The 15,235-nt window shown below is 36.1% G+C and carries 12 protein-coding genes; 1 reads left to right on the forward strand and 11 read right to left on the reverse strand.

Annotated features, from left to right (window positions below):
• On the forward strand, nucleotides 1-458 hold a 458-nt coding region (locus tag OA91_RS19415; RefSeq protein WP_157203896.1), incomplete at its 5' end, for an IS110 family transposase.
• 363 nt (nucleotides 459-821) lie between these two features.
• Here OA91_RS19415 and OA91_RS19420 read toward each other — a convergent pair.
• From OA91_RS19420 to OA91_RS19465, 11 genes are all read right to left on the reverse strand, one after another.
• Entirely contained in the window at nucleotides 822-1,085 is a 264-nt protein-coding gene (locus OA91_RS19420) for a hypothetical protein (protein WP_063337598.1), read from the reverse strand.
• 126 nt (nucleotides 1,086-1,211) lie between these two features.
• Nucleotides 1,212-1,700, reverse strand: coding sequence for a DUF4274 domain-containing protein (locus OA91_RS19425; RefSeq protein WP_231870422.1), 489 nt, complete (start codon nucleotides 1,698-1,700; stop codon nucleotides 1,212-1,214).
• A gap of 705 nt (nucleotides 1,701-2,405) precedes the next feature.
• On the reverse strand, nucleotides 2,406-4,016 hold the full coding sequence (locus OA91_RS24470; protein ID WP_197477850.1) for a hypothetical protein: 1,611 nt from the start codon (nucleotides 4,014-4,016) through the stop codon (nucleotides 2,406-2,408).
• Between the two features lie 13 nt (nucleotides 4,017-4,029).
• Entirely contained in the window at nucleotides 4,030-6,009 is a 1,980-nt protein-coding gene (locus OA91_RS24475) for a YobI family P-loop NTPase (protein ID WP_197477851.1), read from the reverse strand.
• A gap of 427 nt (nucleotides 6,010-6,436) precedes the next feature.
• Nucleotides 6,437-7,393 (reverse strand): IS30 family transposase, encoded by a 957-nt coding sequence (locus OA91_RS19435; RefSeq protein WP_063337600.1) that lies wholly within the window; start codon nucleotides 7,391-7,393, stop codon nucleotides 6,437-6,439.
• A 150-nt stretch (nucleotides 7,394-7,543) separates the two neighbouring features.
• Nucleotides 7,544-8,137: a type I-F CRISPR-associated endoribonuclease Cas6/Csy4 gene (gene cas6f / locus OA91_RS19440; protein WP_197477852.1), complete on the reverse strand. Its 594-nt coding sequence runs from the start codon at nucleotides 8,135-8,137 to the stop codon at nucleotides 7,544-7,546.
• Nucleotides 8,137-9,156 carry a type I-F CRISPR-associated protein Csy3 gene (gene csy3 / locus OA91_RS19445; RefSeq protein ID WP_063337601.1) on the reverse strand — a complete coding sequence of 340 codons (1,020 nt, stop codon included), beginning with the start codon at nucleotides 9,154-9,156 and terminating at the stop codon, nucleotides 8,137-8,139. Before csy3 ends, cas6f begins: the two co-directional genes overlap by 1 nt.
• Nucleotides 9,157-9,662: 506 nt before the next feature.
• Nucleotides 9,663-11,591: a type I-F CRISPR-associated protein Csy2 gene (locus tag OA91_RS19450; RefSeq protein WP_063337602.1), complete on the reverse strand. Its 1,929-nt coding sequence runs from the start codon at nucleotides 11,589-11,591 to the stop codon at nucleotides 9,663-9,665.
• A 3-nt stretch (nucleotides 11,592-11,594) separates the two neighbouring features.
• The gene (locus OA91_RS19455) at nucleotides 11,595-12,779 is read right to left on the reverse strand and encodes a TniQ family protein (protein ID WP_063337603.1); all 1,185 of its coding nucleotides are present in this window, start codon (nucleotides 12,777-12,779) and stop codon (nucleotides 11,595-11,597) included.
• Between the two features lie 161 nt (nucleotides 12,780-12,940).
• Nucleotides 12,941-13,939, reverse strand: coding sequence for a TniB family NTP-binding protein (locus tag OA91_RS19460; protein ID WP_063337604.1), 999 nt, complete (start codon nucleotides 13,937-13,939; stop codon nucleotides 12,941-12,943).
• Nucleotides 13,932-15,197, reverse strand: a complete 1,266-nt coding sequence (locus OA91_RS19465) for a DDE-type integrase/transposase/recombinase (protein WP_063337605.1) — start codon at nucleotides 15,195-15,197, stop codon at nucleotides 13,932-13,934. Before OA91_RS19465 ends, OA91_RS19460 begins: the two co-directional genes overlap by 8 nt.
• Between the last annotated feature and the right edge of the window lie 38 nt (nucleotides 15,198-15,235).

Raw genomic sequence — 15,235 nt, forward strand, 5'->3', positions numbered from 1 at the left:
ACTTATCAAGACGTCGATTATCCATACAAAAAGAGCTTGATGAATATGTTCTTGAAAATGAGCTCTGTCAGCGGCTGATGACCATTCCTGGTATCGGCATTATCAATGCAACAGCTTTATTCGCAGCCATTGGCAATGCCAGTCAGTTTGCTAATCCAAGAGAACTATCAGTTTGGCTTGGCGTAACGCCTAAACAGTATGCGAGTGGTGGAAAATCCTATATGGGAAGAATGAGTAAACGAGGGAATCAGTATTTACGTAAGCAGCTTATACACGGTGCCAGAACCTTAATTCATCGTACAAAAGGGAAAAATGACAAGCTCTCAGTCTGGGTTAAACAGTTGATTGATCGTAGAGGAAAACATAAGGGAGTCGTCGCAATCGCAAATCGATTAGCAAGACTCGTTTGGATTTTACTTCGAAGGAATGAGGATTATAAAACCCTATCCGCTTCATGATAGAAAATAACTAAAGAGTTAAACAGCCGAAAGAGATCTAACCAAAGTCGACGAACATATGATGTAAAAGCGGGTTTTCCGCACTTAACGACAGTCTGGCATGGACAAGGTTCTTGAAACCGAGTGGGTGATAAAGACAGTTAAGTACGGATCTCATCAAGGCCAGAAAACCAACAAAAAGCGTTTTTATAACAGGCCGGATATATGTCTAGTACGACCCTTCATCGAGTTTTTGGAATTGGTAAAGGTCAAAAGCGGTTAATAAGAAAAAGACAAAACCACTTAATATTCAGAATTAAAAAGTGGTTTGGATAACTAACGCCTTGACGGCACAGGAGCGTCCATATATGTCCGTTTTAAATTCTACAAGCTTTTTATAGCTCTAATTAGCTGCTCGGATTTTCCCATTTCATTTAAGAAATTTTGGTCATAACAACTCGATGTTTCCATGTACCCTCTAACGCAATTGAGAAGTTTATTTAAAAGCTTCTGGTTATCAGGTTCATGCAGTGCACTCTCGTATTTTACTAAATATTCTGAGACTACTTTTTCTGGTGATTCCGCTAATTTTTCTTCAATAGCCTCAATTGTTACTTTTAATTGAACTATTAGTTGCTCTCTATCCATTTAATTAACCACAAAATACTGAAGAAAATATAACGCCGTCGTCAACTTTCGGAGGCTACTGGCGCCTTTTGTGCGTTTTTTTGCACAAAAGGTGACAGTGGCCGGAGGTCAGATTGCACGACCTTGTTATATGCTTGCTCCGTTTACTTCCTGATACAGGACAGAAGGAATACCTGCCTTTTTGTATTTATCCAGAGTGAGCTTATTTATATTTGGCTTAAAACTCACCGGACCACAAGCATAATCGTTATTGTTTAGTTTGCGGACAAGCAATTCACAGAAATCTGCCCACTCATTGTTGTACTCATTTCGCTCTACTTCTTTTAAGAAATAGCTCATTCCTTCAGCAAGCCAAAACAGAGAGATCGCAGTACCTAAATCACAATGCTCATTGTTTGCTATAACTGTGGGCAAAGCATAGCCATCATTCCAGTTGTAATTCATTGCATATTGCTGAAGAAAATACGGATTATCCGATGCTTTTGCAATCTCGCAGATCTTCTCAATATCTTCTTCATATTGAATTTGATCTATGTATTTTTGCTCGATTTCTCTATTCATGACTGCATATAACATTTTAATAATGCGCACGCTCGGTTTGCTAGATTTATCCACCGCAATCAAAACGCTACATATGATTAGTTCTTAAAAGGAAAGGCCACTTATTCACTGAAAACCTTCCTGGCTAAACGCGCATGCGCGTTATTTCGATTCCTATTTTTGCATGTAGGGCACGGTTATTTCCGTGCCCTTCTCATAACTTATTGATTCTACATATTTTAAAAATGGGCACAATGATAAAGCGCGCCATATCATTGATATTTATAATGCTAAAGCGTGCCAATTTTCACTAGAATCAAGCAAAAAACAAAATAGACTGTATATTTATACAGCCTATTGATTTTTGGGTTACCCTTATGAGCTCAAGTCCTTTTTTAAAATTATCTTAGATCGGAAATGCGTGTCAGAGGCTACAATCTGAAACAGAAAAGGCCTTTCTCGTTCAATTAAAACATTTGATTAAACGCGTTATATACTTGAATGAATGCTACTTGTCGAAACAACCATAAGGTGACATTTGCAAATTCATATAGATCAAGACATTAACAGCTTTACAATCATAAGCTGTCAGTGAAAAAAGCAACCATAAGATGACATTTTAATTTTTTTATTTGTAATTAAATTACACAACAACAATTAATATTTAATTCAGCTTTAAGTGGTTTATTTAAGAGTGAGGGGGTTACAAGCTAAACCCTCAATAAAATGGGTTGAGGGTTTAATATAAAAATATCCGTAATTGAAATTAAGGTTTGTTCTCTATTTTCTATAAAGATTCACTTTAATTTCGCCAAAGAAAGTATTCCCCCATGAGGATATAATATTTCGTGAATCAAGCCAGATGACTAAATCCTGATTTTCAGGAGTATTTCTTAGTGTCGGTATCGAATACCCCTTTTTTATTTCGGAATATGGTCGAGGCAGATTAGCTAAAATTTGACGAATTTCATCATCATTTAAATCTGTATGACATTTATTTAAAAGTTTCACTTTCGTATCAGCAAACTCAGCATGCTCAATTAAAGATTTAACAATATTTGCATCAAGGTCGAAACTTTCAATGTTCGTGTTTTGAATAATTGGACCTATAAGTGCAGATCGTTTGGGTAGAAAAACGATAGATTCTAAGTCCATTAATTCTATTATCCGGAGCTTAGTTGTATGATCGATTTCAGACCGTAGAAGGTCTTCTAAGAAATCATCATCTAACTCAAAGCTGTCTGGGTCTTCCAGATATGCTGAGATGTTGGCAACAACAAATTGCTGTTGTAAGTCGTTATTATCAATTAGTGCATTGAGGCTTTCTTTAGAGAATGTGATTTTCCCTTCATCAATTAGTATCCCGAGTTTAGTAGAGCTAAGCTCAACCGGTGGTTTATTAAACGACTTGGGTAAAGCTTGAGCATATTCTCTATAGGCGTCATCAGATAGCGAATCAGCATTGATGATGACCTTGCTTAGCTTCAATGAATTCGAATCACTAGGCATAGGATGTTCAAGAAGAGTCGAACGAACAACATCTTGATTAAGATAATCAATTAGAAATTCATCCGTATATCCTTCACTTTTCATAAAAGCAATGCAGTTTTTCCAAGTGGGTTTAATTTCTCCTATTTTAAACAGCATTACATGTAATCGCTCAGGCACACTTTCGAGATCAGGCAGCTGAGCAGTCTGATTGATAAGATATTTTTTAAGATTTTCTTGATCCAACCCATCTTGGCAAATTAAAGTCAGAATAGAAACTGTATCCTCCTCTGAACTTCCGGGTAATTTTAATAGAATCTCACGTAAATAAAGATCATAATCACGTTCAACCCTTTTTATTAAAGTTTGGTTATTCGTTGATCGTATTGCTGAAAAATTTCTCTCATATAATGGTTCAAGATCACTATTCCCAAGAATCACTTTATATATGTATTCTAAGTTTAAGAGTGTTAATTTAAAAAGCCCCTCCTCAAACATAAATCGTACAATTTCAGAACGTTCAGTAATTACAGACAAGTCTTGAACCTCAAAATTGAGGTGTTTAAGGCGTTCAGGAGCAAGTTCAGGCACATTGACTAACACTTCTAGAAGGTTATCCGAGACAAACTTAGATAACTCGCCAAAGTCACAAACAAGTGCCGTAAGCGAAGACTTTGGTAAATTCGCGATCAGTCGGGTGACGTGAGCAATATTATTGTTACTAGCAATAGCCGCAGGAACAATGCCTTTCCAAGCGTTGGTAAGTCTCGAAAGCAGATCAGTAACTTCTACGCCACTAGTATAATAAGCTTCAAAAAAATCTTCGCTGGCTTCAAAATTTGACGAAAGAAATTCAAGGAGTTTCTGCGTTTGGTTAAAGTAGTTAGTAGTATCTCCTAGCAAAGTGTCTACGAGTTTAATTTAAGACATAGTTTTGTCTAAAGTCTTCCTCTCTCATTGCAGCAACAACTTCAGCTGGATTATCAATAGGAAAGTTTGGTTCAGGTGTAACGAAAGCTCTTATTTGGATCAAAAACTTATTGTCATTAGGTGATAGACGACCAGAATGAAAGAGGGAAGTATATTGATAGTAGGTATCATCAAGGTAACTTTCTAATATCAGAAAACGAGCAAGCTCTCCGTTTGCCCCAAAGTCTTCGAATAGGTCTTGCATGCTTTCTGAGTTTAAACGTAACAGCTCGTTGAGATTGGTCAAGCGAAGCGTAGCAATCTTAGACCTTAGATCACTTATTTTACGTAAAATACTGTTTTTGTTATCTGTTGCAATACTCTCGACCTCCAACTTGCGTTGTTGGTATGATTTGTGAGGATCCACTTCGTCTTGTAAATTGTTAATATTTATTTTTCTGTAGTAACCATTATTAAAGTGGCAATGTATTTGTGATGTATTAATTAGTTGCTCGAATATATCATTGTCAAACAACTCTTGAAAAGCAAACCAATAAGAGCTATTTAAACTAATACTATATGTATCCTTCGGTAGTTGCTCTATCAAAGTCATCAAGTAAATTTTCTGAAGTTCTTTCACGTCCGAAGGTATTTGTTTCTCACCTGCTACAATCTGGTTTTCAAGTTGCTTGAGCTCAGTCCTAAACTTTTTTTCACAAACACCAATAAGCTCATCTTGCTGATTCAATACTTTTGCGAGAACGCCTTCTCCACGGTGCAGTTCCTCAAAATCTCTTGGATAAACGTTTTTATAGATCAAAATTGCGAGGAGCTTGTTAGCGTCTAACAAGTTTTCTCCATCAGTTTCTAAATTAGCCACATAAATTTTATATTCATTGAAGATGTTCTGGATCAACCTTAAGTCATTTAAATATCGTGATACTTCTCTAAGAAACTGCCTATCAAGACGATCATCGAGATCTAGCCTCTTTCCCTGTTCCAACATCATATCGATAGAGTTTGAAGTGTTGATAATAGGTATGACAGGAATAATAAATTCAAAGAACTTTGTTCGCTCGGTATTCAGAAACATATCATCGCGTAAAGCATAAAGAAATTTAACAGTATGGTTTACTCCAGCATTCTCGTTCACTAGGCTATTAATTTCTCGTAAGGTAACGAATATTTCTGCGTCATTAAATCGATCTAAATCCTCAATAATTACAAGATCGTAAGAAGTGCATTGAAAAAAGTAGACTATTTCATCCAAATGACGGTTAAGTATTGACTCCTGATTATCATTTGCAGGTTTTATCTCAACATCTGTCAAAGATATGCTCTTGAGTGTAAGGCCAAAACTTGCAACATAAAAATAATGTAATGTAGACCATAAAAAAGTTACTGAAAGAAATATGCTTCCAAAGTTTAACCAATTACTGTATGAAAACGGGATAAAAAAAGATCCACTGATAATATCGTTTCGATGAGGAAGAACATACCAAATTGAAAGAATACCAAGCATGATATAAAGAGTCTTAAAGACTGACCAAACACTTGGAGTCCTAATTCTTTTGAAACGCGATAAAGGAAGTTTATTTGCATCAGCACCATACAACATTTGCTGAAGGATACTTCTTTCAATCTCTTGACGACTTACTGTCTCATCATCTGTATTTATCTCAGGAACAAATGAAGCTAGAGATATATGGAGTGAGGGGCGCTTATGTTTTTTTAAGAACGTTTGAATAATACTGCTCTTACCTGATCCATAAGGACCGGTTAGAGCGATGTTAAAAACCTTTGCATTTTTCATTGCAAATAGAATTGCTTCAGAATATACACCAGCTTTGTCGGCATTATCAGTAGGGGCAAGGTCCACAAATTTGGATTTAATACTTTCTGATTGGTTTTTACACTCTAGAAAATGAACGATGTTATTGAGGACTCTGGCAAACTTACGTGTAATAGTGATAATCAACTTTATCATTCGGTTTTAACCTTGTAAGGTTCGTTAACTTATGGAAGTGATATTAAAAAGAAATTTTATTAATAGTGGTCAAATACTCTTGAATAGCATTCCTTATTGTATTTCTAAAATTTAAATATAGAAGTCAGGTAAGAGAGAGCGTCATCTTGCTATCCTAATTAATTACAGAGTTGTTTGAAGAAAACATTATGTATCACATTGATGTATTGAATAATTATGAACTCTATCAGCAAATAAAAACTGAACAAATACTCACTTTTATTCTTGAAGTACCTTTGATTTATTGAGCTTACTCAATTTTACTGGATTCCCATTCTTTGCAAAATTTACTATTGAATTATCTTCTTTGAATAATTTTAATATCCCTCATCAGCAAAGATTTCAAATAACATAAATATTTTATTAATACAGAAGTAACTAATATACCCTAGATTTCAGCAATAAGTGACACACGTTTATTTAATAATACTTCAATCGGTGTGAGATAGTTTAACGACTTTCTTGGCCTAAAGTTTATTAACATTTGTGTGACATTAATTTCCCGATCTGTGAGCTGGCCTATCGCGAATCCTTTTGGATAAAAGCGTCTCAACAGACCATTGGTATTTTCGTTCAGACTCCGCTGCCAAGAGTGATAGGGCTTAGCAAAATAGATTTTACACTTCAACGCCTTAGCAATACTTTGATGATCTGCAAATTCACCGCCATTATCAAATGTAATCGTTTTACAAACATGCTTAAAAGGCTTTAGCAGGTTTTTAATGGCTTTAGAGACCAACTTTTTCGTTTTGCTCTTAACTCGACAGGTCAATAAGAGCTTTGTGACTCGCTCTGTTAACGTTACTAAGTAACCATCTTGACCATAAACCGTATCACCTTCCCAATGACCTATTTCTTGCTTGTCTTCAACCTGCTTGGGGCGCTGATCTATATCGACCCGATTAGGGATTAAGTGGGCGCCTGCCATCACGTCTTTGCGTGGTTTATAGGGGTTACCTTGTCTTGCCAGCTTATGACGCCATCCTTGCTCAAACACAATGCGGTAAACTGTATTACAGCAGACTTTTAGGGCTGGCATCTCTTTCGCTAGCCGTCCTGCAATCTGCTCTGGGGTGAAGCTCAACTTGAGAAACGTTTCCACTTTATCAATCAGTTCCTGACTTCGTTTTGTAAACTTGTGAGCCTGAGTTCTGATCATAAGGGTATGAGTGTGGGCCTCCTCAGCACAATATTTTCTATTGGGACATCGCTTAAGTTCACGAGCAATCGATTTATTGCCCCGCTTCATCTTGATTGCGATAGCTCTTGCTGAAAAACCGAGTTCATTTAACCCTTCAATCTGGTATCGTTCTTGGAGTGTCAGTTGCTTATATTGGTTGCTCATTTTTTGACGGCCTTGGTGGATTGTGTGAGAACTCGAAGCCTATAGGCAACTGGCTCTCTTATCTATTCCAAGTGTGTCGGTTATTGCTGCAATCTAAGTACTTAATTGAACATCTATGAAAAAATTTTAACAGTAATATAATCTCTATTATTACTTTAACTCTTTCGGAACAGATGTAGGTGTACCAGTTTTTTTCGATAAACCATAGTTATTTATCACTCCTAAGCTCTTTTCTTTAATCTTTATTAGTTCAATATTCAATTCAAATGACTTTTCACTTCCTTTACTCGTTATAGGAATTTTATGAAAGTGATTAAACGTTGATCTATAGCTATCCGCTCGTGGTTTATAAACCTCCCCTCGCAGTTCAGCCCTTTTAGCCAGCCGCTTAAAATTTACAGACCTTCTGGACCCAGTAGCTTTATCGGCGGCTTGAGTCCGCACAAATGCCACCTCTTCTCCACCTTCCTCAACAAGCTTAAGAGGCTGGATGTCGAAGTATTTGAACGATGCCATTTCTTTAAAGTATTTTTGGCTCACAAGTAACGAAAGCTGCTCAGGGTTTTGAGAGACGAAAGCAATTGAAGACCCAACAGCATTTTCATTCCACTCAGGGAAAGCAACAGCAATATCGTTATAGCCATAACGATTGATAACACCATGTAAAATTGAAATACATCGTCCTGCCAAGGTGGTGTCATCTCTAGGTTCTGGAAGAAAATTAATTCGAATATAGTAGCGCATTATGCTTTCTTCCCAACTTGAAACAAGCCACCTTTTATCAAGTTGGCCGCTACAAAGTGGCATTCACCACTAACTATTTCAGTCGTAGTCATTTCCTGAATTAACGACTCTAGCTTTAAAAGATAACTAAACAAACTCTTTTGAGTTTCTGGTGATCGATATGAAGTTTGATTGGCTTTATCTACCCCATAAGGGCTTACTCTTATTTTATCAGCACCATCAGCATACCAATCGTCAATACAGGCTATCGCAGCCCCAACTTTGCAGGTCCCCATGATAGGAATCCTTTTATTATTCAATATCACGTTTTGATAAACACGACTTGATTTAGTGTGCTCTTTTTCACTAAAAGACTGACTTGGGTGTATTTCTTGAGTAAACCCCATTTTTAATTTTGCCGTAACTTCTAACAACAAGTAACTTTTAGGGGTAGTCAAGGCTGCTTCAAACTCCGCAATTAATTCATTCCAGTTATCAACACTGGCCTCCCAGCCACCCTCAAAGCGCTTACGATGGATGTTACTGACCTGGTATGAAGCCCCATTGGAAGAAATAACTTCAATATCGGTATTTAACACCTCTTGATTACGCCACAGCCAAGCTCCCGACAAAATATTTTTCAAGTAACGTGTCGCAAGTAATCTGTAACCCCCAAGCTCTTTGTATTTTTGGCTAAATAATTCCAGAGTTGTTGTTACCGAATGATCGTCACAAATAAGAGGCGAAATAGAACTAGCATCAATTCTCAAAGAGAACTTATTCAGTATGAACGACGAATCAGGAGGAGCAAAACAATAATCGATTAGTTGAATATTACCTTCAGCAAATTTCTTAGGTGATACAGATTTCTTTTCTTTCATTGAAGAGTCATACCCTTCTGTTGAGCTTGATTTTTGCCCAAGTATTGTTGTTTCTGATATCTCTAATGGCTTTAGATTTCCTTGAGAATCAAGAAAATAAAAAACAGCATGTCCTGGTGAAATGGAGCGTTGATAAGATAGTTTTTTTGGTATATTCATAATATTGCATACCTCAATAAAAAAAGAGCCTAATCAATAAAAAGTTGTATGAATTTATGCAATTAACGTTACAGATAACAATAGCGATGAGCATCTACCAACTATGTAAGGTCTTCAACATATAAAACTACCTATCCGGCAGAGCCTTTATGCATACTATAAGCCCCTTAGGCTTTCATTTAACAAGCTACCTATGCGGCAGAACACTTCGAAGATAGCGAGATCCATGGTGATTTTTGTTTACAAGCTACCTATGCGGCAGAACACTTGATGATGTAGACGATAGGGCGCATAAAAGCTTTACAAGCTACCTATACGGCAGAACACAACGATTTATTGATATAATTCACTCCAATATCAAATACTTAACAATAAAACCCAACAAATACCATATAAACCCAACATTAATCTAACCTATTGATTTCAATATATAATTTTTATTTAAAAAAATAATAGGTTAAATTGTAAAAACAAATACTTTCAAACTATTATTTTTCATTTTCAAATTAATAATTGTCTTTACCAATTAATATAGAGTTATTTCGAACGGTGTATTGCCAAAAATAATCCTCAACTTTCTCTGGGTTGAAAATACATAGCTTCACTGCTCCTAACACGGGTTCTACAAAAGCATGTTTATACTCTTGAAGGCTTGCGAGTTTAATATATGGCTTCTCTAAAAAGTGATACCCGACATTTGTTATTACCTTGGAATAGTCTTTAGAGATAACAGTTAACCAATTTTCAAGCGTATCTTCTGTCTCTTCATCTTTCAGGTTATCAGATGTTAACCAGCGCCCCTGAGTGGAAGGTAATTGTGTTATTGCTTCACTGATGTCGTCATAAACCCTATTCATATTTAATGTTGAAATATTACTATGAACCGCCCCTCCACATAGCTTTTGAGGAATTGATAACGGGATCATTTCTTGAGCGATGGTTAACTCTTTTGGCACTCGAATAATCATAGTCATTTTGAAGTCACAATGAGCTGAATCGTTTATTCCAGGTACAGCTAAGCTATCCATTGAGTTCATGGTCAACTCTTTAATTACCCCTCTTCGATGCAATCCATACTCATGCAAACAAATCGCAAAACTTGTTTTTGAAACAATATCTTGACCAGTACCTATCAGCTTTCTTAAAAAGTGGTGCACAAAACCAAAACACCCTATTAATGAGGGAAAACCAACAACATAATCACTCGCATAACCATTAACATGACTTATGTTTAAATCTGGCAAAACAATGTATTTTACTTTGCCATCTTCAGAGCTTTGCTCCTGCTTCTGATGTGGCCGCTTCAACAGCCGCCCAACTCGTTGCTTTAAAAGTCTGATAATGTCAGGCTTGTACGATAAGGTTTTTAATGTATATGACGTAGCAAAATAGTTATTTAAATCAGCAACAATTTTATCTGTTTCATTTGCACTTACATCATCTACCGTCTTTTTGAATCGAAAAGCGATCCAAGTGGTCAAAACAAAATCAATTTGAATAAGATTTGAACGCAATAGAGCTTTTTTGTGGTTTGCTGGTAATAGACCACTTTTAACACTTAACCATTCTTCAAACACCTTCAAGAGCTGATTATTATCGAATATCTGAACGGGGTTTTGAGTATGATTTTTATTTAAATCTAAAAACCTATTCCTATAAACTAAAAGCTTTCCGGCAACACTCGATGCCACTCGCCCTACACTTGAAGGTCGTTGGCAATAATGCACCCATTGATTCTGATGCTTTCCCTTTAACCAGTTATGAAGCTTAATTTGCATTTGACTTGATACAACAGGCGTTAGAGACACGTACCCTTCTTTTGAAGGGAACCTAAGCTGGGACAGGTATGGCTGTGTTAGATCGGTAAGGGTAAAGTCATCACTGACTTTATTAAGCCCCTCTTTAAGATACTTAAGGTTTCTTTGGGTAATCCCTAATTGTTGTAGGCATTCATTTACCTTGACATCGTCTCTTAATATCAACTGACCCAACGAGGTTGATTGTCCTTGATAGCTAAATATTGCTGTCAAAAAAATGGCTATATTAATATCAGAAGCGCTATTACTCCAATCAACAATCATTCGATCAAACTTAAATGAAGTCCAGTAACCCTGAGGTAAAGAACCAATTGTGCTTAGTCTTAATGGGCCGTGTACACGATAATCTGGAAACTTAAGGTTATGTGTAATACAGAATTGGTATGATCTAGCAACCCGACCTAACCATTTTTGGTTTTGAAGAAGTGATTTACATAACGTCTTATCGAGAACATCAAGATCTGGACCCAATTTTTGCGTTAAATTAACTAAAGCACAAATTGCGTTTATCAAAACATCATCAACTATCGATGGCACTGCAAAAGGTGAAAATGCTCTCTTAATTAAAGTATTTCGTACTATAGGGTCATTGTTAGCTATCAAAGAATGAAATTCCATAAATCACCAAGTTGATGTCATAACGTGATAATTAGAGCCTTCTACTTGAAAGCTAGATAGCCACAGCAAAAACAGTTCATCTAACTGAAAGACACTTTGATGAGGTTGGATAATTTCATCTGACTTAAGTTTTACAAAAGAGTGCAGTTCACCCTGATCATATAATGCAGAAACTTGATCGATCGAAATCCCTAATAAAATAGAAGCTTCAATTGCATTGACTGTGATTTTATTGAGGTTACTACCTTGCCATGATAATTGTGTATTTAGAAATTGATAAAGATGTTGTAACACAAGATTATCAGCTAGCCGGCTTGAAGGAAGCCTTATTGATTTATTCAGAATATCACCAAATACATCTGAGAACTTCGTATGCTTAACTGAAGCTGCTTTCATTTCAAGATGACTAAGGCATGTATTTAAATACTTATCAAAAAATTTAGGCCATTGAGTCATATACTCATTAAAGCTTTTAGAGCCTGTGGTTGATTCTCTAAGTTGTATCCACCATAAATACAATCCCCAACGATGGACAATAGAAACAACAGGAAAAGCACCCACATGCTCCCCTGCGAGCCATTTACTGATATGTAGTTCTTCTTCATCAGCCTTAGCAACGACGTTAATATTCTTATAAGTAACACCACACTCAGGACATTGATCTATTGAATCGAGAAATAAGTAGTCGATATGCTCGCCACAGGCACATTGATGAATAAGAGGACAACAATGACGGTGACAGACTGTGTAGGGTTCAAAGTGCCATATCTGCCTAATATAAGACGCTTCAGCTAAACATTCAGGGCAGATGCCTATATTTGACTGATGCAGAAACTGTCGAGGGTATAGCCGCCCCTGCTGAATTACGCAGCCTACTCCTGAAGAATATTTTTGATTCGCTCTATAAATAGCCAGCGATAAAACAGGTAAAACATCTTGAGCTGTCATCATACTAATTTGCTTTAAACATTTAAGTCGCTCGTTACTGCTATGTTTTGCAAAGCAAGGATTCAACACGTGCAGATCAAGAGGTAACAAGCGTGACTTTGTGCCATTATGTTTATAGAGTTCAAAGTTTAAAGCGCCGACAAACGTCTTATACTTTTCAAAACCATTCGATTGAGCTAATCGTAAAAAATAGCTTTCGAGTGATTCATCTACATGTGGTTTAGGTCTAATTAATAGCAACTCAACCCCCTCCAAAAGCAACCTTTAAACATCTATCGATTATTTTTCTTTAGCGTTCAAAGTGACCTTTGATTTGATTCCAAGAGCAACATCACTGCGTTTCTACCTAGTAAGTGCTCGTATCCAAAATGTGATATTTCTTCCATTACATCTGATCAAAATTATTTACGACTAAAAAGATCGTTTAAGGACTTATCCTTATTGTCATTTTTAAGTGATAAATGACCATAATCTATATATTCGTCCCAATCCTCTTGATTTTTTGGCTCTTGATAAGTGATTTTGTTAAGCGGCAACACAAAAGGATTATCAAATTTCTCATTCAATAATAATTCTGTAGCCTTCATAAAATCAGTTAATTCAATCTTCAAATGATCTTCTAACAATGCAATTTTAGTGGCCAAATTGATCAGTTTTCGTAAGCGTCCCATGCTGCCTCTACAGAATGCATAAAGTGGTAAGGCTATTGCTTTTGAGGCTAGCTGACTAGGTTTTATGAAAGGTAGTGCTTTGTCGACTTCATTTAGAAAGAGCAAATAAAATTCCCTTTCTTTCTCATCGGTTACTCGAAATGGCTTTAATACTCTTTGCAGAATAAATCGCCTAGCAAGCTGAGAGTTTGCTTCAAGAATATGTTTGCTATTTGGCATACCAAACATAACAACTGGCACTTTTGATCTAACGATTAACGTTTTAAGCCAGTCCGCAGCCCTAAATAGAATTTTAGAACTGCGACGCTCAATCATATGCTGAAATTCATCAATAATGATTAGCTCTGTTTCGCAATTTTTAAGCAGAGTGACCAAACGATTATTTAGCAATACAGCGTTATTTGACGTGCAATAAAATGGGTCATTAAGATCATTTAACATTTGTTGAGACGCTGAAATTGGAGACGAGTTTTCAGGTAATGTTGTATATAAAACAGATACTACCGTTTTATTTTCTTTATCAACACTAGGGTAAATATCTAAATAACGTTGAATTAAACTTGTCTTTCCCGCGCCTGTATAACCAGTAATTAGCATACAATCAGGTTCGCCACCTAAAAAAGAGTCTTGTCGACAGCTATCAATCTCCTGAAGAATTGAGCGTAAATACGGCGTATTCACAAAAAGATTTCTCACATCTGAATACTGTTTTTTGAACTGATTATTCATCTTCTTTACCCAGAGTCGAAACAGACCAATTTGGTGCATCCAAACTTACTGTCCAATCATTTACATTCCTGTCACTTTCTTTCACTACCGTCAATGAATTGGCACCCTCAGCCTCTTTAATTTGTTTCGGTAATCCAATATCATTTTTTTCTAAATAACGCGCAGCTCTGACACGATTAGAGATGGTTGCCGATGATTTTTTTGTTTTAGTTTTCTTAGTTATTTGCACTTCTGACTCAATAATCTCTTTAATTTCTAACATAGCAGTTACAAGATCATCGATATCATAGTTATGTCTAATATGTTCTCTTGCATATCTTCTATTCAAATTATGCTGCCAGAGCGTTAAACCTTGTGCGTAATTCTGGTTTAAAGCAGGAACAATAAAATAAGCATCTTTTTCACAGTCTAAAACAAAGATAAAGCCTATATTTCCTGGGAGTTTTTTAATCTTAATTTTGCCATTTCCGTCTCTTGCTCTAAGTGCCGCCAATTTATCATTATGATAGCGAACGGAAAGAATATTTATACCATCATGACGTAAAGTTCTAATGTCAGTTCTACCAAGCTTGAAATCTAATTGCATAAGCGAACCATTAAATTCGCGGACCGGAAACATTGTCATTGATTCACGCCAAGTAAGATCAGGAATATTAGTTTCTAGTGAGTTAGGTGAAACTTGGTAAATATCTATAATCCACTTATGAATAATTTCTATCATTTTTGATTTGGAGATAACTGCATTTTTCTGAGGATCATAATCGCCACGTGATAAAATATTACTGAAAGATTTACCAGGTATTGAAGAGAGTAACTCTGTATTTACAGTTCCAAAAAAACGCTCCACAGATGCTTTAAGCCAAGGATGTCGGACAGGATTACTAAGAACTTCAATCCCTAAATCACGACAGTTATCGGTTAAATTGTTATCCCAAAACTCTTTACCATTGTCAAAAACAAGTAACTCTGGAATACCATGTGCTGACCATGTATTAACAACACTTTGAAATTTATCTTTCACATAATCTTTTTTTAGAATCGAATTCTTTAATGCATAAGAGACAGATAAAAAACTGGGTGGCTCAAAACCTAAATAAAAACCTGTAATTATTAAGCTATATGAATCTATTAATAAAGTCAGCCATGGCCTACCCAAGGGTAGCCTTGAAATATCATCGACAACAAATAAATCTAAACGAGTATGGTCTGCTTCAACTCGTTCTAATAAACGCGTTGTTTTAATTTTTTCTTTAACCACTCTAAAATCTTGACCTGCTTTTCTTTTTCCAGAAGTTA

The sequence above is a fragment of the Marinomonas sp. SBI8L genome (genome assembly GCF_001624705.1).
Lineage (GTDB): Bacteria > Pseudomonadota > Gammaproteobacteria > Pseudomonadales > Marinomonadaceae > Marinomonas.